General features: G+C 71.0%; 16 protein-coding genes, 1 tRNA gene and 1 pseudogene. 6 read left to right on the top strand and 12 right to left on the bottom strand.

From position 1 onward, the window contains the following. Nucleotides 1–5: 5 nt before the first annotated feature. The 3 genes from IE142_RS21580 to sp36 form a co-directional block, all read right to left on the bottom strand. A complete protein-coding gene (locus IE142_RS21580) occupies nt 6–1067 on the bottom strand; it encodes an alpha/beta fold hydrolase (protein WP_191887266.1) in 1062 nt (353 codons plus the stop codon). 689 nt (nt 1068–1756) lie between these two features. Beyond that, on the bottom strand, nt 1757–2224 hold the full coding sequence (locus tag IE142_RS21575) for a RidA family protein (protein WP_191887265.1): 468 nt from the start codon (nt 2222–2224) through the stop codon (nt 1757–1759). Beyond that, nucleotides 2221–2382 carry a Sp36 family protein gene (gene sp36, locus IE142_RS21570; RefSeq protein WP_003975360.1) on the bottom strand — a complete coding sequence of 54 codons (162 nt, stop codon included), beginning with the start codon at nt 2380–2382 and terminating at the stop codon, nt 2221–2223. The genes IE142_RS21575 and sp36 overlap by 4 nt, the downstream gene beginning before the upstream one ends. Nucleotides 2383–2488: 106 nt before the next feature. Here sp36 and bagA point away from each other — a divergent pair, with 106 nt between their 5' ends. Both bagA and bagB read left to right on the top strand, forming a co-directional pair. Next, nucleotides 2489–3466 carry an ATPase BagA gene (gene bagA / locus IE142_RS21565; RefSeq protein WP_191887264.1) on the top strand — a complete coding sequence of 326 codons (978 nt, stop codon included), beginning with the start codon at nt 2489–2491 and terminating at the stop codon, nt 3464–3466. Then, the gene (gene bagB, locus IE142_RS21560; RefSeq protein WP_191887263.1) at nt 3463–4830 is read left to right on the top strand and encodes an ATPase BagB; all 1368 of its coding nucleotides are present in this window, start codon (nt 3463–3465) and stop codon (nt 4828–4830) included. Before bagA ends, bagB begins: the two co-directional genes overlap by 4 nt. A 39-nt stretch (nt 4831–4869) precedes the next feature. Here bagB and wblA read toward each other — a convergent pair whose 3' ends face one another. Further along, nucleotides 4870–5208: a transcriptional regulator WblA gene (gene wblA, locus IE142_RS21555; RefSeq protein ID WP_019329806.1), complete on the bottom strand. Its 339-nt coding sequence runs from the start codon at nt 5206–5208 to the stop codon at nt 4870–4872. 460 nt (nt 5209–5668) lie between these two features. Between wblA and IE142_RS21550 the strand changes: the two genes are divergently transcribed. Next, nucleotides 5669–7945 carry a transglycosylase domain-containing protein gene (locus IE142_RS21550; protein ID WP_191887262.1) on the top strand — a complete coding sequence of 759 codons (2277 nt, stop codon included), beginning with the start codon at nt 5669–5671 and terminating at the stop codon, nt 7943–7945. A gap of 123 nt (nt 7946–8068) precedes the next feature. Here the strand turns inward: IE142_RS21550 and IE142_RS21545 are convergent, their stop codons facing one another. Next, entirely contained in the window at nt 8069–8533 is a 465-nt protein-coding gene (locus IE142_RS21545) for a GatB/YqeY domain-containing protein (RefSeq protein WP_191887261.1), read from the bottom strand. A 142-nt stretch (nt 8534–8675) separates the two neighbouring features. On the opposite strand from IE142_RS21545, the gene IE142_RS21540 reads away from it, so the two are divergent. From IE142_RS21540 to IE142_RS21530, 3 genes and pseudogenes are all read left to right on the top strand, one after another. After that, complete coding sequence (locus tag IE142_RS21540; RefSeq protein WP_043371743.1) at nt 8676–9602, top strand: metallophosphoesterase; 927 nt, start codon at nt 8676–8678, stop codon at nt 9600–9602. 94 nt (nt 9603–9696) lie between these two features. After that, nucleotides 9697–10492 (top strand): annotated as a pseudogene (locus tag IE142_RS21535) (Pr6Pr family membrane protein). A 33-nt stretch (nt 10493–10525) separates the two neighbouring features. Further along, nucleotides 10526–10599: transfer RNA gene (locus tag IE142_RS21530), tRNA-Pro, on the top strand. A 653-nt stretch (nt 10600–11252) separates the two neighbouring features. Here the strand turns inward: IE142_RS21530 and IE142_RS21525 are convergent. The 7 genes from IE142_RS21525 to IE142_RS21495 form a co-directional block, all read right to left on the bottom strand. After that, nucleotides 11253–11561 (bottom strand): hypothetical protein, encoded by a 309-nt coding sequence (locus IE142_RS21525; protein WP_191887259.1) that lies wholly within the window; start codon nt 11559–11561, stop codon nt 11253–11255. Nucleotides 11562–11591: 30 nt separating this feature from the next. After that, nucleotides 11592–11894 (bottom strand): hypothetical protein, encoded by a 303-nt coding sequence (locus IE142_RS21520; RefSeq protein WP_191887258.1) that lies wholly within the window; start codon nt 11892–11894, stop codon nt 11592–11594. Nucleotides 11895–12141: 247 nt separating this feature from the next. After that, nucleotides 12142–12342: a hypothetical protein gene (locus IE142_RS21515; protein ID WP_191887329.1), complete on the bottom strand. Its 201-nt coding sequence runs from the start codon at nt 12340–12342 to the stop codon at nt 12142–12144. Beyond that, complete coding sequence (locus IE142_RS21510) at nt 12326–13573, bottom strand: cation:proton antiporter (RefSeq protein WP_191887257.1); 1248 nt, start codon at nt 13571–13573, stop codon at nt 12326–12328. The genes IE142_RS21515 and IE142_RS21510 overlap by 17 nt, the downstream gene beginning before the upstream one ends. Before the next feature lie 175 nt (nt 13574–13748). Then, nucleotides 13749–18626, bottom strand: a complete 4878-nt coding sequence (locus tag IE142_RS21505) for a DNA repair ATPase (protein WP_191887256.1) — start codon at nt 18624–18626, stop codon at nt 13749–13751. A gap of 86 nt (nt 18627–18712) precedes the next feature. Next, nucleotides 18713–20752, bottom strand: a complete 2040-nt coding sequence (locus tag IE142_RS21500; RefSeq protein ID WP_191887255.1) for an SPFH domain-containing protein — start codon at nt 20750–20752, stop codon at nt 18713–18715. An 86-nt stretch (nt 20753–20838) separates the two neighbouring features. Further along, nucleotides 20839–20994 carry a hypothetical protein gene (locus tag IE142_RS21495; RefSeq protein ID WP_191887254.1) on the bottom strand — a complete coding sequence of 52 codons (156 nt, stop codon included), beginning with the start codon at nt 20992–20994 and terminating at the stop codon, nt 20839–20841. Between the last annotated feature and the right edge of the window lie 700 nt (nt 20995–21694).

Raw genomic sequence — 21694 nt, 5'->3', positions numbered from 1 at the left:
GGAGGCTATCCGGTGACGGGCGGATGTTCGAGTGCCCCTCGGGGCGGGCGGGCTTCAGTGGGGAGGGCGGCGAGCCACTCGGTGAGCAGCCGGTTCGTCTCCTCGGGGCGCTCCTGCTGGAGCCAGTGGCCGCAGCCGTCGATCAGGTGCGAGGCGGTCAGGCCCGGCAGGGTGACGGGGTACGCGTCGATCGCGTCGGACAGCCAGGTGGTGGAGGCGTCGAGGCCGCCGCCCAGGAAGAGGGACGGCTGGGTGATCGGCGCGCTTCGGTGGTCGGCCAGGTCGGCCCAGTCGCGGTCCATGTTGCGGTAGCGGTTGAGGGCACCTGTGAGGCCGGTGCGCTCGAACTCACCCGCGTAGACGTCCAGGTCCCGCTCGGTCAGCCAGGAGGGCAGCCGACCGTCGGCCGGGAAGCGGTCGCACAGCCTGCCGTCGGGGGCGACGAAGTGCGGGTCGGGCGCCTCCGGGGCGGGCATCGTGTCGGCGGACAGGGCGGCGTAGAAGCCGGCGAGCCAGCCGCGGACGTCCGGCTCGATCTCCGCCTCGGCCCGGCCCGGCTCCTGGAAGTACGAGACGTAGAACTCCTGCCCGGCGAACGGCCCGGCGGGGTCGCTCATACCGGCGAACGCCTCACTGGGCCTCGGCCCGCCCGGCGGGGTGTACGGCACGCTCAGCAGGCCCACCGCGCGGAACACGTCGGGCCGCAGCAACGCGGAGTGCGCGGCGATCGTCGCGCCCCAGTCATGGCCGACGATCACGGCGGACCGCTCCCCCAGGGCGTCCACCACGGCGACGTTGTCCGCCACCAGGTCGAGCATCCGGTACGCCTCGACCGCGTCCGGCCGGGAGGAGCGTCCGTAGCCGCGTACGTCGACGGCGACGGCGCGGTATCCGGCGGAGGCCAGCGCGGGCAGCTGGCGGCGCCAGGAGTACCACGACTCCGGGAAGCCGTGGACGAGCAGGACCAGCGGCCCGCTGCCCTGTTCCACCAGGTGGATGCGGCCGGCCGGCGAGGGCACCAGACGGTGTACGGGGCGGTGGCGGTCGGTCGCGGACCTCTGCGGCATGGCTCCTCCATAGGCACGTGCGGTCGGTAGGCGCGGGCGGGGCCGGGAGCGGCATCGGCGGCCGTCCCGGCACCGCGCGGGGCGTCGGGGCCGATCCTGCGGCGCCGCGCGGAGGGACGCGAGGTTTGTTGCCGGGCCGGCAACGACAGCGCCTCGCCGGGTGTGGGGCGCCCGAGGGCATGGGGCCGGTGAGTGGCCCGGCAGGGCGGCCGAGCCGGCGGGGGCTCATGGCGCGGGCAGCAAGGAGGTGCGGCACCGGGAAAGCGCTGGAAAGTTCCAGGAGGCAGGAGGCGGGAGGAGACGACAGGCGGTACCGGCCAGGGCCCCCTGAGGACGGACGCCGGACGGCACCCGGCGGAGCCACGAGGACGGACGTGGCAGGCGGGCGAAGCCCCGGAAGGGCGCCCGCACCCGCGCCGCACACCCGGTCCCGACACCGCCGGGGCCGGGCTGCCTGGGCACACCGCACGGCTCAGGCCGTACCGCACAGCCACACCGTCGGACCGCACCGCCGTACCCGCGCAGCACAGCCACACCCGGCCCGCACCCCCGAAGCCACACCGCCGAGCCGCATCCTCCGACGCCGGCCCGACGCCTCGTCCGCCACGCCGTGCCCTCCCGGGAGCCGCGCCCCCGAAGCCGCGCACCCGCAGGTGCGCCCCGGCGGCGCCCTCCCAGCGGTGGCGTCGTTACGCCTCGGTCAGCTCCACCTGCATCTCGACCTCGACCGGCGCGTCCAGCGGCAGGACCGCGACGCCGACCGCGCTGCGGGCGTGGACGCCCTTGTCGCCCAGGACCTCGCCGAGGAGTTCGCTGGCGCCGTTGATCACGCCCGGCTGGCCGGTGAAGTCGGTTGCGGAGGCGACGAAGCCGATGACCTTCACCACACGCGCGACGCGGTCCAGGTCACCGGCGACGGACTTGACGGCCGCCAGGGCGTTCAGTGCGCACGTGCGCGCCAGCTCCTTGGCCTCCTCCGGCGTGACCTCGGCGCCCACCTTGCCGGTGACCGCGAGCTTGCCGTCGACCATCGGGAGCTGGCCGGAGGTGTAGACGTACGGCCCGGACTGCACCGCCGGCTGGTAGGCGGCCAGCGGCGGGACGACCTCGGGCAGTGTCAGACCGAGCTCGGCCAGCTTGGCCTCGACGGCGCTCACGCCTGCTTCTCCCGCTTCAGGTAGGCCACGAGCTGCTCGGGGTTGTTCGGCCCGGGCACGACCTGGACGAGCTCCCAGCCGTCCTCGCCCCAGGTGTCCAGAATCTGCTTCGTGGCATGGACGAGCAGCGGCACGGTTGCGTATTCCCACTTGGTCATGTGGCCGACTCTAGCCGTTGCCCGGCGCCCCTCCGGCGGCCGACCGGGACGACGTTGTCCACAGCCTCCGGCGTACTCGGCGCGCGGACTGGTTACGCTCGAATACGTGAGCAGGCTCCAGGTCGTCAGTGGCAAGGGCGGAACCGGCAAGACCACGGTGGCCGCGGCCCTCGCGCTGGCCCTGGCCACCGAGGGGAAGCGCGCGCTTCTCGTCGAGGTCGAGGGTCGCCAGGGCATCGCGCAGCTCTTCGAAACGGAGGCGCTGCCTTATGAGGAGCGGAAGATCGCCGTCGCTCCCGGGGGCGGGGAGGTGTACGCCCTGGCCATCGACCCCGAACTGGCGCTTCTGGACTACCTCCAGATGTTCTACAAACTGGGCAGCGCCGGACGGGCGCTGAAGAAGCTCGGGGCGATCGACTTCGCGACCACCATCGCGCCCGGGGTCAGGGACGTCCTGCTGACGGGCAAGGCGTGCGAGGCGGTACGGCGCAAGGACAAGAGCGGGCGGTTCACGTACGACTACGTGGTCATGGACGCCCCGCCGACCGGCCGTATCACGCGCTTCCTCAACGTCAACGACGAGGTGGCCGGCCTCGCGAAGGTCGGGCCGATACACAATCAGGCGCAGGCGGTCATGCGCGTACTGAAGTCGCGGGAGACCGCCGTGCACCTGGTGACGCTGCTGGAGGAGATGCCGGTCCAGGAGACCGCGGACGGCACCGCCGAGCTGCGGGCGGCACGGCTCCCGGTCGGTCGGGTCATCGTCAACATGGTCCGGCCCGCGGTGCTGGACGCCGCCGAGCTGGAACTCGCACGCGGCACACCGCGTACGGCGCTCGCCCGCTCCCTGTCCGGGGCCGGGCTCGGCGGGGCACGGCGCGGCGGGCACGCCGAGCGGCTCGTCGACCCGCTGCTGGCGCAGGCCGAGGAGTACGCCGAGCGGTACGCGCTGGAGGAGGAGCAGCGGGCCGTCCTGACCGATCTCGGCCTGCCGCTGCACGAACTGCCGTTGCTCGCCGAGGGCATGGACCTGGCGGGCCTGTACGAACTGGCCACCGAGCTGCGGAAGCAGGGGATCGCATGAGCCCGAGCCCGGACCCGGCCGCCCGTCACCAGGAGGGCGCGCGGCACCTGGATCCCGCGCGGGTGCTCGACGTCGACCCGCTGCTGGAGGACCCGAAGACCCGCATCGTGGTGTGCTGCGGTGCGGGCGGGGTCGGCAAGACGACCACCGCGGCGGCCCTGGGCCTGCGCGCGGCCGAGCGCGGCCGGAAGGTGGTCGTCCTCACCATCGATCCGGCCCGGCGGCTCGCCCAGTCCATGGGTATCGACTCGCTGGACAACACCCCGCGCCGGGTCAAGGGCGTCGACGACTCGGCGGGCGGCGAACTGCACGCCATGATGCTCGACATGAAGCGCACCTTCGACGAGATCGTCGAGGTGCACGCGGATCCCGACCGGGCGGCGGCGATCCTGGGCAACCCCTTCTACCAGTCGCTCTCGGCGGGCTTCGCGGGCACGCAGGAGTACATGGCGATGGAGAAGCTGGGGCAGCTCCGGGCGCGGGACGACTGGGACCTCATCGTCGTGGACACACCGCCGTCCCGCTCGGCGCTGGACTTCCTGGACGCCCCCAAGCGTCTCGGTTCCTTCCTGGACGGCAAGCTGATCCGCGTCCTGCTGGCCCCGGCGAAGGTCGGCGGCCGGGCCGGCATGAAGTTCCTGAACGTCGGCATGTCGATGATGACCGGTGTCCTGGGCAAGGTACTGGGCGGCCAGTTCCTGAAGGACGTGCAGACGTTCGTGGCCGCGATGGACTCGATGTTCGGCGGTTTCCGTACGCGCGCGGACGCCACGTACAAGCTGCTCCAGGCACCCGGGACGGCGTTCCTGGTGGTCGCGGTACCGGAGCGGGACGCGCTGCGCGAGGCCGCGTACTTCGTGGAGCGGCTGGCCGCCGAGGACATGCCGCTCGCGGGTCTGGTGTTGAACCGGGTCCACGGCAGCGGCGCCGAACGGCTGTCGGCCGAGCGGGCGCTCGCCGCCGCGGAAAATCTTGAGGATTCCCGCATTGTGGATCAGGACGACGGGAAAGCTGGAGTTCGTAACTCCCCTGACACGCAGGGCAGTTCAGACTCCCTCGAGCCCACCGCCCACCCCTCCTCCGAGTCCGCTCCCGAGAACCCCGGGACTCCCGAATCCGCCGACCCCGTGGACGAGCGGTCCGTCGACCGGCTCACCGCGGGCCTGCTGAGGCTGCACGCGGAGCGCATGCACCTGCTCGCCCGCGAGCAGCGCACACGTGACCGCTTCACCGCGCGTCATCCCGAGGTGGCGGTCACCGAAGTGGCCGCACTGCCCGGCGACGTGCACGACCTTGCGGGGCTGCGGGACATCGGGGCCCGTCTCGCGACGCGCCGGCCGGAGCTGCCCGAGCCGGGCGCCTGATCCGGCCTGGCTGCCCGTGGCCGTGGCGCCTCAGGCCGCTCAGCCCACGGCCGCGTAGTTCTCGTAGACCTCTTCGTCGTCAAGGGGCACGATGCCGGCCCCTCGTTCGTACTCTGTCCGCGCCGTCTCCAGGAGTCGGCGCCAGGAGGTCACGGTGGGCCGCCGGCGCAGCAGTGCGCGGCGTTCCCGTTCCGTCATGCCTCCCCACACGCCGAACTCGACGCGGTTGTCGAGCGCGTCGGCCAGGCACTCGGTCCGCACCGGGCATCCGGTGCATACCGCCTTGGCCCTGTTCTGCGCTGCTCCTTGAACGAACAGTTCGTCCGGATCGGTAGTGCGGCAGGCGGCCTGCGCACTCCAGTCGGTTACCCAGCCCATACCGGCGCCGTCCTCTCCCGAATCGAGGCTCCCCCACGGCGGCAGCGGCATATTCACCGCCGCCAGTTGAGGACGTTACGGAAGGTGGGCACAGCGCAACACCCCCTTCGGGCCCAATCTTGAATGGCCCGAACGGACTATGCGTAAGCGGCAGATCACCCGGGGGAGTGAGCTGGCGACATGCGTGATTATCCCGGCAAACGGGTCATCCCTGTTGCGTCACAACGGACACCGATCGACACACAAGGCGGATTCGGACACGCCCCCCTCACGCCGTGAAGCACGCCGGTACGCACCAACGCGCCCCCCAACGGGGCCCCTCAGAGAAAATTCGAGCGGCTCCGGAACGATTCGGGGTCACCGGACGTATTGATACGTGGCCTCACTGCTGTGACAGTTGAGTGCAGCTTAGGCCAAGGCATATACGCGTGTCCGGCGAATAAGAACGTAGGCTGCCTCCATGCCAAACAAGCGCTCGGGCGGTGGTCTGTCACCCACGCAGCAGGCCGCCAAGTTCCTCGGTGTCAGTGTCCTCGCGGGAGCAGTGCTGGCCGGCATCGCGTTGCCCGCCGTGGGCGCGCTGGGGCTGGCGGCCAAGGGGTCGGTGGAGAGTTTCGACGCACTCCCGGCCAACCTGAAGACTCCCCCGCTCAGCCAGCGCACCTCGATCCTCGACGCCGAGGGCGGCACCATCGCCACGGTCTACTCGCGCGACCGCACGGTGGTCCCCCTCAAAGAGATCTCGCCGTACATGCAGAAGGCCATCGTCGCGATCGAGGACTCGCGTTTCTACGAGCACGGCGCGGTCGACCTGAAGGGCGTCCTGCGCGCGCTCAACAAGAACGCGCGCAGCGGCGAGGTCTCCGAGGGCGCGTCCACGCTCACGCAGCAGTACGTCAAGAACGTCTTCGTGGAGGAGGCCGGCGACGACCCGACGAAGGTCGCGCAGGCCACCCAGCAGACCATCGGCCGAAAGATCCGCGAGCTGAAGCTCGCCATCCAGGTCGAGGAGGAGCTGGGCAAGAAGAAGATCCTCGAGAACTACCTGAACATCACCTTCTTCGGCCAGCAGGCGTACGGCGTCGAGGCCGCCTCCCAGCGCTACTTCTCCAAGTCCGCCAAGGACCTCGAGCTCCAGGAAGCCGCCCTCCTCGCCGGCATCGTCCAGTCGCCCAGTCGGTACGACCCGGTCAACGACGAGGCGGAGGCCACCAAGCGGCGCAACGTCGTACTGCAGCGCATGGCCGAGGTCGGCGACATCTCCAGGGCGGAGGCCGACAAGGCGAAGGCCGCCCCCCTCGGGCTGAAGGTCAGCCGGCCCAAGAACGGGTGCATCACCGCCGTCAAGGGCGCGGGATTCTTCTGCGACTACGTGCGCGAGGTGTTCCTGAGCGACCCGGTCTTCGGCAAGACCAAGGAGGACCGGGCCAAGATCTGGAACCAGGGCGGCCTGACGATCCGCACCACCCTCGACCCTCAGGCCCAGGAGTCGGTCCAGCAGTCGATCAAGGACCACGTCTACACGAGCGACGAGGTGGCGACCGCGGCGACCATCGTCGAGCCCGGGACCGGGAAGATCGTGGGGATGGGCCAGTCGCGCCCGTACGGTGTCGACATCAAGCAGGGTGAGACGACGCTCAACCTGTCGGTCGACAACGACATGGGCGGCGGCGCCGGCTACCAGCCCGGCTCGACGTTCAAGCCGATCGTGGCCGCCGCCGCCCTCCAGGGCGGCACCCCGGCGACGCAGTCGTACTCCTCGCCGTACGAGATGGAGTACCCGAGCCCGGTCGCGGTCTGCGGCGGCAAGAACTGGGTGAACAACGAGGGCGCCAAGCTCGCCAACGAGAACGAGACCGAGGTCGGTCCCTACGACATGAAGGAGGCGACCGCCCTCTCGGTCAACACCTACTACGTGCAGCTGATCAGCGACATCGGCATCTGCCCGGTGACGCAGATGGCGGACAAGATGGGCGTCGAGCGGGCCAACGGCAACAAGCTGGAGCAGACCCCGTCCATCGCCCTCGGCGTCACCGAGGTCTCCCCGCTGACCATGGCGAACGCGTACGCGACCTTCGCCTCGCGCGGCATGTACTGCACGCCGATCGCGATCGAGTCGATCACCCAGCGGATCGGCAACAAGAGCAAGTCGCTCGAGGTCCCGAAGTCCACCTGCTCGCGGGCCATGTCGGAGTCCACCGCCGACACCATCAGCACGCTCCTCAAGGGCGTCGTCGAGGACGGCACCGGCACGGAGGCAGGCCTCGACAGTCGTCCCAGCGCGGGCAAGACCGGTACGACCGACGAGCGCTTCGCGGCCTGGTTCGTGGGGTACACGCCGAACCTGGCCGGCGCCGTGTGGGTCGGTGACCCGAAGCACGAGCGGAAGATGGTCGACATCACCATCGGCGGTGTGCCGCACGCCAAGGTCTTCGGTGGCGCGGTCCCCGGCCCGATCTGGCGGGACATGATGTCGGGCGCGCTGGAGGGCAAGCCCGCGGACCAGTTCAACCTCGTGGACATCCCGGACGCCGCCGACAAGGACAAGGACCGTGGCAACGACGACGGCAACCGGGACGACGGTGGAAACGGCGACGACGAGGGCGACGGCCCCGGCGGCGTCATCGGCGGCCTGATCGACGACGGCACGGGCAACGGCGGAAGTGACGGCGGCTGGGGCAACTTCATCCAGGGCCAGGGCAACGGCGGCAACGGCATCGGCGGCCGGCGCGGCTGAGACCGCCTCCGATCGCCCCCGAACGCCTCAGGACGCCTCCGAACGCTCGGAGACGAGGAAAGGCCGGTGGCCCTCACCGAGAGGTGAGGGCCACCGGCCTTTCGCTTGCGTACGACTACGGGATCAGCCCGCCAGCAGCTTCTTGACCGCGGCGGCGACCCGGCCGCCCTCGGCCTGCCCGGCCACCTGCGGGTTCACGATCTTCATGACGGCGCCCATGGCCCGCGGCCCCTCGGCGCCCGCCGACTTGGCCTCCTCGACGGCCTGCGCGACGATCGCGTTCAGCTCGTCGTCGGAGAGCTGCTTGGGCAGGTAGGCGGCGAGCACCTCGCCCTCCGCCTGCTCCCGCTCGGCGCTCTCGGCGCGACCGCCCTGGGCGAAGGCCTCGGCGGCCTCGCGGCGCTTCTTCGCCTCGCGGGTGATCACCTTCTGCACCTCGTCGTCGGAGAGCTCCCGCTTCTCCTTCCCCGCGACCTCCTCCTTGGTGATCGCGGCGAGCGTCAGCCGGAGCGTCGAGGAGCGGAGCTCGTCGCGCTCCTTGATCGCGGCGTTGAGGTCGTCCTGCAGCTTCGACTTGAGCGTGGTCATGGGATTGATTGTCGCAGGTGCGACCGGCCGGACGCCCGCCGATTTCACGGGCCGGGGGTGGACCACGGGGAGCGACGGGCGGGCCGAGGAACGGACCGACGCGCCGCCGCCGGAGGTCACCGCTTCTGACACGATGGGACCCATGCGCGCGCGATACGGAGTACCCCTGGGAATCACGGCGGTTGGCGCCGCCGGTCTGGTCTACGCGGCGGGCTTCGAGGCCCGTTCCTTCCGCCTGCGACGGGTGACGATCCCCGTCCTGCCCTCCGGGATGCGTCCCCTGCGCGTGCTCCAGGTCTCCGACATCCACATGGTCGGCGGCCAGCGCAAGAAGCAGCGCTGGCTGCGCTCCCTGGCGGGTCTGCGTCCCGACTTCGTGATCAACACCGGCGACAACCTCTCCGACCCGGACGGCGTCCCGGAGGTCCTGGACGCCCTCGGCCCCCTGATGGAGTTCCCCGGCGCCTACGTCTTCGGCTCCAACGACTACTACGGCCCCAAGCTGCGCAATCCCGCCCGCTACCTGATCGAGAAGGCCCAGGGACGCCACGGTCTGAACGGCAACGCGCCCGCCGTCGGTGCCGTCCACAACCCGTGGGAGGACCTCCGCGACGGCTTCGACGCCGCCGGCTGGCAGAACCTCACGAACACGCGCGGCACGCTCAAGGTCGAGGGCGTGTCCGTCGAGCTGACGGGACTGGACGACCCGCACATCAAGCGCGACCGGTACACGGAGGTGGCCGGCGGTCCGTCCGGCACGGCCGACTTCTCGATGGGCGTGGTCCACGCCCCGTACCTGCGCGTCCTGGACTCCTACACGGCGGACGGTTACCCCCTGGTCCTGGCCGGCCACACCCACGGCGGCCAGTTGTGCATCCCCTTCTACGGCGCCCTGGTCACCAACTGCGACCTGGACACGGACCGCGTGAAGGGCCTGTCCACGCACACGGCCGAGGGCCGTACCGCCTACCTCCACGTCTCGGCGGGTTGCGGCACCAACCGCTACACCCCGGTCCGCTTCGCCTGCCCCCCGGAGGCGACGCTGCTGACGCTGGTGGGACGGGAGTAGCGACGGTCGTCCTCGCGGCGGACGGGCCGGTGGCGGTAACCCACACGGCCCACCCCGCATAGCCCGATATGTCTGGTCTGTCTAGCTTGAGGCCATGACAGCGCCGATACCTCCCATCCCCAGGGACATCCCGGACCTCCCCGCGGTCCCGGGCCCGCCCGCCCTGTTCCCCTCCCCCGTCCCGGCGACCGCCGTGATCACCCCGGTACGCCGCCCGCTGGTCGCCGCCTTCCGCCTCCTGACGGCGCTGCTGGCCCTGACGGGCGTCGCACTCCAACTGGCGACGGGAGGCCCGGCCACCCGGACGATCAGCCACTTCACGCTCCAGAGCAGCGTCCTGCTGGCCCTCGTCACGCTCGCCTCCGCCCGCCGCGCCTGGTCCGCCCGCCGCCCCCTGCCGGGCGCCCTCACCGGCGCGGCCCTGCTCTACGTCGTCGCCGCCGGCCTCGTGCACCACCTGCTCCTGACCAACGCGTCGAGCCCCTTCGCGACCGAGGCCGCGGCCGCGGGCACCGGCTGGCAAGCAGCAGCGACGCACATCCTGAACACGGCCGTCCCCGCCGTCGCACTCCTGGACTGGCTGCTCCTCACCACCCCCGGCCGCCTCCACCTGCACCAGGCCGCCGCGTGGCTGCTCTACCCCCTCGCCTACCTGACCTTCTCCCTGGCCCGCGGCGAACTCCTCCTCCCCGGCACCCAGGACCGCTACCTCTACCCCTTCCTCGACGTCGACCAGCACGGTTACACGGGCGTCCTCGGCAACGCCCTCCTCCTGGGCCTCTCCCTCTACGCCCTGGGCGTCCTCCTCGTGGCTCTCGACCACATCCGCCCGAACCCGCTGCGCCATCGCTGGTAAAACCGGATTTCGTCTCCGGCTCCGGGTGGGCTAAAGTAAACGACGTCGCCGCGAGAGCGGCGACGATCGGGGTGTGGCGCAGCTTGGTAGCGCGCTTCGTTCGGGACGAAGAGGTCGTGGGTTCAAATCCCGCCACCCCGACAGAGAAGTACCACGTCAGGGGCCTGATCCGCTTAGCGGGTCGGGCCCCTGGGTGGTTTCTGGAGATAGCTTGGGAGAGATCAGGGAGAAGATCTTCGTCGGCTTCTCCGGGACGAGGCGGACGCAGCCGCGCGCCGTGACTCGCACCAGCGGTCGTGACCGTACGCGTCCGCGAATCCAAGCTGCCGGGGATCTGTCCTCGTCCCACGTCCGAGCGTCCCCCACGGTGCCGCCGTACCTCCGACCCTTCGGGAAGCAATCAGATCTCTTCTTGTCTCCGGCCTGCGCTCCGCACGGGCTTCCGCGTTCGACCGATCCCGTCGGTCCTCGACGTACCCGTGCAGCCATCTGGGCAGGGAGCGGAGTCGGCCATTGGCCGGATCAGGCGGCGAACCGGGCCGGTACCGGGGCGACGCCCAGCAAGAACAGGAACGCTGCCGCCCGTCGCGAGGTCGGCATGTGGTGCGCTGCGAGACTCGCGCGGTGGCCGGTGCCGCCCGGACCAAGGCACTGGCCACCCACGCCGGCCGGACAACATGTGGTCGCGGCCGGTGAGGATGCCCGTCAGCAGGTCGCCGGACGCGTTCTGGCCGGCGCCGTGTCCTGGTGACAGGTCCGGGGGAGATCGCAGGTAGTCGGGCCACTGCCCTGGGTCATGCGCATCCCGTGCGCGAGGCCGCGGATGTTTTGACCGCGTAGATGACGAGCAGCACGCCGTAGAGCCCGGTCAAAGCCATCGCCACGTGGGAGACATGAGCCAGGGTGCCAGGCGCCGCGCCGGTCAGCCGGGGAACGGTATTGACGACGACGACCACCCCGTACAGCGTCAGGCCCGCTGCACCGAGCAGCCGCACGGGCCCGCGGTGACGCAGCCACGGAAGCGTCCGGCCACGGCACTGGGCTACCACGAAGGGCAACCACAGCATGGTGGAGCCCGTCAGGAACCCCCAGTTCGCGTACAAGCCCACAACTCTCCTCCGGGTGCAGACGGGTCAGCGGTGGATCCACTCCGCTGCGGCGAACAAGGCGACCGCCAGTGGCAGCGCCCGAGAAGCGAACGCCGAGCCGGTCGCGGCCCGCCCTGCTCGGGCCTGCGGACGCAGATCGGCGTTCCGGGCCATCTCGGTCAGCCTCTGCGCGGCTCGGCCTCCGGCTCCTCGACGTCCCATCAGCCTGTCGGCCCATGGCGGCGGGAACAGGCCCGCCAGCGGAATCTCCGTCGCTCCCACGAACTCGAGCAGCCCGTCGCGCCGCAGTTCCACTCGTCCGATCTCCGACCACGGCAGGAACGTCACGGTCCACATCCTGCGGATGTGCACCCCGTTCAGGTCAGCGGTGAGGCGCCACAGTCCCACTCGGCAACACAGCCAACCGGCCACCAGCGATGTCCACGCCGCGAAGAACACTGCGCCGGGCCGCGGGTGGCCAGCGTCCCTCCGGCAGGACGCTCGACGAATTCCAAGAACACCAGGCATGATCCCGCAGCCGCCACGCGGGCCGGCCATCCCGCCCGCCACACCTGCGGCTCCGCGTGGCTCCCGGTCATCTCCGCCTCCGTCCGAGGAACCACAGGACCGCCCCGCCGAGGAGCAGCGAGACTCCCGTGACCACCAAGGGCAGGCCGGGGCCGGGCAGCACGTACATCACGCTCCCGGCCACAGCGGCCAGTGCACCCGCGCCGGTCAGCCGACCCGCAGGCCCTCGTCCCGGTCGGCGCACACCGTGCTCACGGTCGGCGGACACGTCCGTCCTCCTCGCTCGCGACCCCGGTTCGCGCGTTGCTCTCCGGCCCCGGAATGCCGGTCAGGTCCTCGACGTCGAAGACCCTTGCTATGGGCACGTCGGTGCTGCTGTGCGCGATGATCGAGAAAGCGATGCAGACGGCGATGAGCGTGTATGCCTGCTCCCCCTGCGGAATCCCGGCCTGCAGCACCAGAAGCCCGTAGACCACCGACGCGAAGCCCTTGGGGCCGAACCACGCGGCCACCAGCCTCTCCCGTCGGTCGAACTGCGTGCCGACGAGAGAGAGCAGCATCGATGCCGGGCGCACCAGCACGATCGCCAGGAGTACGGCCACGTATCCGGTCCAGGACAGGTCGGCGAAGAGCTGAGGCGTCAGCAGGGCGCCGAAGACCAGCAGTGCGGCGAACTTGGCCAGTTCCGCGAGCGCCTCACCGAGCGGTTCGAAGGCCGTCTTCGCCTCGGACGATACGGCGGTGAGCACGGCGCCTGCGGAGAAGGCTGCCAGGTAAGAATTCGCATGGGTCAGGTGGCACGCGGCGTACAGGATGATTCCGGTGGCCAGTGGCAACAGTGGCTGCAGCTTGGGCTCTGCTCCCAACAGCCGGAACCGCACGAGTCCGTTGACCAGAAGTGGCAGGACCACACCGAAGGCGAGCCCCAGCCCGAGCTCCAGGGCGATCTTCCCGAAGGACGCCTCCGCGTGGCCACTGGTCGGTCCGGCGGCGGCGATGAGGATGAGCACCACCGGCAGGGCGAGCCCGTCGTTGACGCCGCTCTCCACGTTCAGCAACTGCCGGAGCTTGGCCGGTACTTCCTTGCGGCCCACGATCGCCGAGGCGAACACCGGGTCGGTGGGGGCCAGGACCGCGCCCACGAGGAAGGAAGTCGTCCAGTCCAGCCCGACCAGGTAGTGGGTGATCAGCGCCATGCCGACGAAGGCGAGGGGCATCCCGAGATCGAGGGCGCGGGCCGGGTTCTTCCAGTTCTCCCTGAGCTTCGGGAAGGACACGTGCATGCCGTCGGTGAACAGCACCGCGAACAGGGCGAGATCGGCGGTGACCGCGACGATGTCGCTGTCCGGGGTGATGTGGATCAGCCCGAGGAAGCCGTCGCTGACGAGAGCGCCGCCGGCGAGGAAGAGGAAGGAGGTGGACAGCACGGTCCGGGCAGCGAGTCCGGAGAGCAGAACCGCTATGAGCAGAGCGGCGCCGAACACCGCGATGAGTACCACGAAGACCAACCCCGATCGACGAAGACAGATGTTCCCTGCCGCCGACCAGGCTTCCCGGCACTCCGCGACGGACTTTACACGCCCCTTATGCCTCCCTGGCAGGTGCCTGACGGGCAGCGCCGCCCGCCGGACGCTGCCGCGTTGCGGCAAGACGCCATGCGCTGGGCGGTCCTCCTCATTCCTCTCCGGTCCCCCGCGCCGGACGGGCGGCGTGCCGGGCTGTCGGGTTGGCGATCAGGTGGCGCGGGTCGGTGGCGCGGTCGATGGCCGACTCGACGGCCGCGACCCGGTCGGCCAGCAGGCCGAGTGCGGCGACGGCTCGGGTGAGGGGGTCGTTCTCGGGGCCGCCGAGGGTCTGGGTGCGGACGTACGCCGCCTTCAGCTCGGACCAGCGCCCGGCCTGGGCGGTGGTGAGGGTGCCCCGCAGCTCGGCCAGTTTCAGCAGGTTGGCCTCGGCGCCGGTGGTGAGGGTCTGGGCCTCGGCCGTGTAGTGGTCGTCGATCAGGGCGGACAGCTCGGCGTCGTTCATGACCGGCTGGATGCGCTGGGCGATCTTGTTCATGGTGCGGTAGGAGCCCTGCAGCCGGAAAGGCGGCTCGGTGCGGGTGGTGTCCGACTGGGCGGCCGAGGCGATGTACGCGGCGTTGACCGCCAGGACGGTCTCCCGGACGGTGAGCAGGTGGCGCAGGACCGCGGTGATCCGGTCCAGTTCGGCGGGCGGGTACGGGTGGGCGAGACGGTCGGCGCGCGCGGCAGGGTCGCCCCCGGCCAGCCGGAGCAGCAGTTCCAGGTCGGCGCGGTCGCGGCCGGCGAGCGGCGCGAGGACCGGGTTGGCGGTCAGGGCGTTCTCGACGAAGCTCAGGGCGAAGGCGTCCTGCTTGCCGGTGAGGACGTCGCCGAGGTTCCACACGTCGGCACGGTTGGCGAGCATGTCGGGGACCTGGAAGCGGCTGCCGGACTCGGTGTACGGGTTGCCCGCCATGCACACCGCGAAGCGTTTGCCGCGCAGGTCGTAGGTGCGCGGCTCGCCGTCGCGTACGCCCTCTATGCGGCGGGTGGCGTCGCACAGTGGGATGAACTTCTGCAGCAGCTCGGGCGAGGTGTGCTGGATGTCGTCGAGGTGGAGGAGGGTGTTGTTGCCCGCCTCCAGCGCGAAGTTGATCTTCTCGATCTCCCGCCGGGCGGTGGCGTTCGGGGCCTCGGCCGGGTCGAGTGAGGTCACCGTGTGGCCCAGGGCCGGGCCGTTGACCTTCACCAACAGGAGGCCGAGCCGGTCGGCGACGTACTCAAGGAGGGTCGTCTTGCCGTAGCCCGGCGGGGAGATGAGCAGCAGCAGGCCGCCGGTGTCGGTGCGCTTGGTGTCGCCCGTGGTGCCGAGCTGCTTGGCGAGGCTGTCGCCGACCAGGGGGAGGTAGACCTCGTCGATGAGCCTGCTGCGCACGAACGCGGACATCACGCGCGGCCGGAACTCGTCCAGGCGCAGGCGGCCGCGCTCAGCGGCGACCAGTGCCGCGCGGCGGCGCTGGTAGGCGCGGTGGGCGGGGACCTCGCGGGTGCGGAACTCCCGTGCACGGGCGATGAGTTCGTCGACGCGGACGGTCAGGGTCCGGTCGTGGACGCGCGGGTGGGTGCCGAGCAGGCCCTCGACGGTCTCGGACAGGGGCGCGTCCGACTCGTAGCGGGGCAGGCCGGGGCACAGCTCCGCGGCCACGGCCTCGGCCAGGTCTCCGGGGGCGAGGTCGGTGCCGGTCGCGGTGGTGTACGACGTCAGCCACGCCTCGACGAGCTGCCTGCGGGCGTCCGGGGCGGTGAGGGCGGTGAGATCGTCGTCGTAGGCGGAGTCGCCCACCGTGTGTCGGAACTTGTCGAGCAGGGTCCGGGTGCCCGCGCCGAGCACGAAGCCGTCGGGGCCGGTCGTCAGCTCCTCGAAGAGGTAGGCGGCTGCCGCTCGCGTGCCGATCGCGCCGGCGAGTTCGGCTTCCAGGTCGGCGATCGCGGGCGTGAGTCCGAAGGTGTCGCGGGCACGGGCCAGGGAGACGGCTCGGCGGGTCCAGGCGTCTCGTTCCTCGGCTGTCGTGCCGTGCGCCCAGAAGAGCTGGGCGGCGGCGCGGGCGGCCGGCTCGTGGCGCAGGAGGCCCGCGCCCTCGTGCAGGCGCAGGAGAGCGGCGAGGATCAGGGCCGCGTCGTGGTCGTGGACGCCGCGCTCGTAGCCCTCGTCGTAAGCCTCCTGCGCCGCGTGCCGGACCAGGGCCGGCAGGTCCTCGGCGGCTGCGAGGGCGGCCGGTCCGTGCTCGTCGAGCAGGCGGGCGGCGAGGTGTTCGGCGCGGTAGATGCCGGGCGACTCCGAGGGCAGCGGGCGGTCCCAGTACGGGCGGGTCGCGGCGAAGTCGGGGTCGGTGACCGGGGCACGGTAGTCCGTGCCCGTCAGGGCGAAGGCCAGGTTCTCGCCCTGGGGGACGAGGGTGAGGTCGAGGGGCTGGGTGTTGACCGCGAAGCGGTGGCCGCCCAGGCGGACGGTGCGGCCGTCGTCGGCGTACAGGTCGGTGCGGTCGCGCAGGGCGCGCAGGGCCTGCTGCCGGGCGGACTTCAGGCGGCCGTCCAGCTCCTCCGCCCTGACCCGGTCGCCGAGTGAGCGCAGTTCGTCGGCCGTACGGCGGACCTTGGCCGGCATCGGGTCGGAGGTGAAGTACGTGGTGACGGCGTCCGCGTCGGCGAGCGCGGACGCCCGGCGGACGATCGTGGTCAGGACCCGGTCGGCCGACTCGGCCAGGCGCTCGGCCCTGCGGGCACGGGCGTCGGCGAGGGTCTGCTTGCGGGCGGAGAGCGCCTCGTGGATCTCGTCCCGCTTGTCCGCCAGCTCTGCGAGGAAGCCGTCGGACTCGGCGAACCGGGACTCCAGGTCCTCCACCCGCACCAGCAGGCGGGCCAGCTGTTCGTCGCACTCCTCGGGGGTGCCGGCCGCCGCGAGCGCGCCGGTGACCGCCTGGCCGAGCAGCGCGAACTCGGCGGTGAACTCGGCCCGGCCCTCGCGGTCCCGCAGGGCACGGCGGCGGCCGTCCAGGGTGGCGCGGGCGCGGTTGACGCCCCCGAGGACCTCGGCGATCCGCTCCAGGACGGACGTGCGGACGGTGGCGTCACCGATGTCCAGGCCGGAGACGACGTCGGTCACCGTGCGCAGGTTGTCGGCGTGCTCGTCGAGGCGGGCCGTGAGGGGCTCCGCCTCGGCGACGGTGGTGATCGCCTCGGCGTCGGCGACGAGCCGCTCGATGTCGGCCCGGTGGTCGGCGAAGGCGTCCTCGTGCGCCAGGTGGGTGACGGCCCGCTGCCCGAAGGAGGCGAGGTCGCGTTCGACGTCGGCGGCCAGCTCGTCGACGCGGTCGGTGTCCGCGTACCGCATGTCCTTGAGGGTGAGCAGACGGCCTTGGGCCTGCCGGAGCTCGGTGAGCCCGGACACCCACGCCGCGGCGCCGCGCGGGGCCTCGCCGCGCAGGCGCCGTACGACGGTGGCGACGCGTGCCGTGGCCTCGGTGAGCGCGTCGGTCGCCTGGCGGGTGAGCGTCTGCACCGTCTCGAACTCGGTCAGCACCTGCTTCGCGGTGTCCCTCACCTGCGCGAGCGGCTCGTGCAGGGCGCCGAGGTCCGCCTCGTCCAGCCAGTGGTGGGAGTCCGCGACCCGTGCGCAGGCCGCCACCAGCGCCTCGTACACCTCTCCGGTCGGGGTGGTCTCGGTGACCGCGCGCGTGACGGACAGGCAGTCGGAGATGCCGCGTACGAGGTCGGCGTTGCCGACGCGGGCGAGCGGGCCGGTGCCGGCCGGCTGGGCGGCGGCGTGGGTGTCGGAGACGTACGGGGAGGTCCACCGCTGCACCGGGTGCACGCGCTGCGGGTCGGTGCCGGCCGTCCGCAGGGTGAGCAGGGCTCCGTCGTCGAACAGGGCCCAGCCGTGGCAGGACAGCGGGGCCGCGACCTCCTTGCGGATGACGTTGTAGGGCAGGAGGAGACTGCGGCCCGCCACGCGGGCGTGGAAGGCGAACAGGACGTCCTCGCCGTTCGGTGAGCGGACCGCCCGCTCGAACTCCATGCCCTCGGTGTCGACACCGTCGAACGTCCGGTGGGTGCCGGTGGCCAGGCAGTAGCCGCCGGGGAAGACGATGCCCTGGTCCTCGGGCAGCCGACGGCACGCCTGCCCGATGCCGTCGAGGCGGACGACGGTCCTGGTGAGGGTGTTGAACACCAGGTAGCGGTGGGTGTCCTCCTTGTACGGGAGGACACCCACCAGGACCAGGGCGCCCACCCGCGCGTACGCGATGTGCGCGTCGGCGAGCGACTGCAGCGGCTCGGCGACCGGCTCGGCGTACACGCCCTCGTCCGTTTCGGTGTCGTCCTCGGTCTTGACCGTCAAGGTCCCGCCCAGCGTCTCGACGAACACCTCGCCCTCGATCGAGACGTGCGGGTGCCGGCCCAGGACGTGGTCCTCGCGGGTCGTCACCGTCCACGCGAAGTCGTGCGCGGGCGGGAGGACGTGGTCGCGGTCACCGCGCGCGTCGAGGAAGGACGCCCGGCCGTCGTCGGACAGCGCCCAGCGCAGGACCCGGATGTCGTCCGCCTTCTCGCCCGTTCGGAAGACGGCGAGCACCTTGTCCTCGACCCGCCGGAGCTGGAGGAGCCTGGCCTGGTGGAAGTACCGGTGGAGGGCGGCGAACTCCCGGACGAACGCGGGATCGTCGAGCAGGCCGGGCACGGCGTCGTCGGGCAGCCTGTTCAGGGCGCGGTCGTGCAGCGCGAACACGTCGCGCACGGCGGTTTCGGCCCCGCGGCCGGGGACGGTGTTGTACCCGAAGAGCAGGACGTCGCCGACGGACACGAGGTCGCGCGGCACGCACGCCGACTCCGTGCGCAGTTGTTCGGTGCCGGCCAGCTCCAGGCGCAGGGAGCCGAACTCCTCGACGCGGCGGGCGTTCAGCGCCTCGGCGCGACGGGCCAGCTCGGCCGCCTGCGCGGTGAGGCGGTCGCGCAGCACCTCGTACGTTCCCGTGTCCAGGGCGGTGGTCATGAGGTCCCTCTCAGGAAGTCGAGAAGTCGAAATGAGCGGTCGTGGAGCCGCCGCCCCCCGCGCGGCAGCTCCACGTCCGCGGTCCGTCAGCCCTTGGCGCTGCCGTTCAGGGCCGTCAGCCGGGTGTCGGCGAGGCCCAGCTCGCCGGCCTTGCTCAGCAGCTGCTCCAGAGCCCCGGAGTCGGCGCCGCCCGTCTTCATGAGCTTCATCAGCAGCGTGGACACGGTCAGGTTCTGCACGTCGGCCGTCGAGACCGAGCCGAGGACGCGGCTGAGGTCGTCGGTGAAGCTCGACGTTCCGTCCAGCCAGGGCTTCGCCAGTGCCTGGGCGGTCTCGGAGTGCTGGACGAAGCCGTCGACGCTCTTGCCGAGCGCGATGGAGGACATCAGGCGGTCGAAGAAGACCGACTCGCCACCGACGATGTTGATGTCGGCGTTCTCCAGCCCGGTCGCCAGCACCGTCGCCTGCGCCTCGGCCACCTGCCGCTGCACGTCCAGCCCGGCGAGCCGGATGTCCTTCTCGGTCTCCAGCCGCAGCCGGTACTCCTCGTGGCCGCGGGACGCCTCGTCCAGCGCGGCCATCGCCGCGGCCTTCTCGGTGAGACCGGCCGCCTCCGCCTTCAGCTTCTCGCCGACGGCCGCGGCCTCCGCGAGTGCCTTGGCCTTGGCGCCCTCGGCCTCCGCCCGCAGCCGGGCCTCGGTGGCCTGGGCCTCCGCGCGGCCGGCCTTCTCGATGACCTCGGCCTCCTTGTCGCGGACCTGCACGGCGGCCAGACCTTCGGCCGCGCTCTCCGCCTGGATACCCTCGGCGAGCCGCAGCTTGGCCCGCGCGTCCAGGTCGGCGCTCTTCAACCGGGCCTCGGCGAGCGTGAGTTCCTCGGCGGCGCGGTGGGTGGCGGCCTGTTCGGCGGCCTCGGCGGCCTTGATGTCCTTGACCAGCTTCTCCTGCGCCTCGGCTTCGGCGGCGATGATCACGGCCTGCCGCTGCCGCTCCGCCTCCTCCACGGCACGCAGCTTCTTGATGGCCTCCTCCTGCTCGGCGACCGTACGGTCCACGGCCACCCGCTCCCGGATGACGTCGGCGATCTCCCGCTTCTCCGCCTCGACCTCCTTCTCGGCGGCGATCCGCGTGAGCTGCGTCTCCCGTTCCCGGGCGATGACCTCCAGCAGGCGGTCCTTCTCGATGCGCTCGTTCTCGATGGCGATGACCCGCTCGCGGTTCTTCTGCGCGACCGCGACCTCCCGGCCCTGGTTCTCGCGCTGGATGCCGAGCTGCTCCTCGGTCTTGAGGAAGGCGGACTGCGCCCGCAGCCGCTCCTCCTCCACGACCCTCGCGGTCTCGGCCTCTTCCCTCGCGCGGACGGTCTCGATCTCCCGCCGCTGCTTGGTCTCGGCGTCGACCTGACGGCGCTCCAGCTCCAGGATCGCCTCCCGGGCGTCGACGTTCTGGCGGGTGATCTCCTTCTCCTCGGTGCGCTGGGCCTCGTTGGTGCGCACGTGCTCCACGGCCGTCAGCTCGGTGATCTTGCGGATGCCCTGCGCGTCGAGGACGTTGGCGGGGTCGAGCTGAGTGAGCGGCGTCTGCTCCAGGTAGTCGATCGCCGCGTCCTCCAGGTGGTACCCGCTGAGGTCGACGCCGATGACCTCGATGATCCGGTACCGCAGCTCCTCGCGCTTGGTGTAGAGGTCGGTGAAGTCCATCTGCTTGCCGACGGTCTTCAGCGCCTCGGAGAACTTCGCGTGGAACAGCTCCTGGAGGGTGTCCCGGTCGCTGGCGCGTGCGGTGCCGACCGCCTGGGCGACCTTGACGACATCCTCGGCGGTCTTGTTCACCTTGACGAAGAACGAGATGCGGATGTCCGCGCGGATGTTGTCCCGGCAGATCAGCCCTTCCTTGCCCGCCCGGGTGATCTCGATGGTCTTCACCGAGATGTCCATCACCTCGGCCTTGTGCAGCACCGGCAGGACGACCTGCCCGGTGAAGGTCACGTCGACCTTGCGCATCTTGGAGACGATCAGGGCCTTGCCCTGCTCCACCTTGCGGAACAGCCGGGCCACGACGAACAGCACGACGGCGGCGAGCAGGAGGCAAACGAGCACGCCTATGCCCAGGGTGCGGTAATCCATAGGAAGTCCTTGAGGTCTGCGAAGAGGCGGGCGGCCCGCTCGACCTGAGGGCGGGAACGTCCGATGTGACGCGCGACGGCTACGGCTCAGCCGTGGAAGTGGCGACTGCCGGGGTCGTACGGGGAACTGCTCGCCGTGCCCGGTCGTCGTCGCCCGCGGTACGCGTGGCCCGGCCCGGCCACCAAGGGCGTGAGGCCGACGAAGGTGAGGAGCTGTACGGCGGCGACGCCCACCCGTGCCATGCCGTCACCTCCGAACCGGACAGCTGAGCCCCTGTGCCTGCGCCCGTTGCCGGGCCCTGGCATCGAGGCCACCCCCTGTTTCTGCCGTACCCATCGTGGTCCGGACATGCTCCACGCCGCATTGCCGTAATCCGGCAATCTTTACGTCTTGTTAATGCCGGTCGGCGACGCGAGCGCGGTGCCCCTTGCTCGACGGCAGTACCGCTCACCTCAGCAGGCTGGTCGCCGTCGGCACCACTGGCATCGGGTCGGCGCCTCCGTACATGACCTCACACAGCCGCGGTCTGACACTCATGGCCGGCGGGCGTCAGGAGAACGTTCACCACGCGTCAACCTCACAGGAGGACGGGTGGCAGGGCGGGACATACCCGACGAGTATCTGGAGGGGTATGCCCAGATACTGACCGAGGTGTGCGCCCGCGCCCCGACGCTCAGGCACGCACACGACGCCTGTGGTGGAGACGGGTTTCTTGACCTTAAACCCGTCCACCTGGATCTTGACCTGTCTGTTATTTCACTACCCATCCACCTCGACAGGCCGAAAAAAGCTCACTGTCCGAAAAGTACGCCACAAACGCCAGCATATCGGCGAATCGGGCAGGAATTACTTTCCCCGCCCGATTACCCCGGACCTCGACCCAATCGTCCGAACTTTGCTGGCGCGCAACGGGAACCACAGGTTCCCCTACACCGTTTCCCC

Source organism: Streptomyces mutabilis, assembly GCF_014649815.1.
Classification (GTDB): Bacteria; Actinomycetota; Actinomycetes; order Streptomycetales; family Streptomycetaceae; genus Streptomyces; species Streptomyces mutabilis.
Note: the sequence above shows the minus strand (reverse complement) of the source record. Positions and strands in the feature narration are given on the sequence as shown.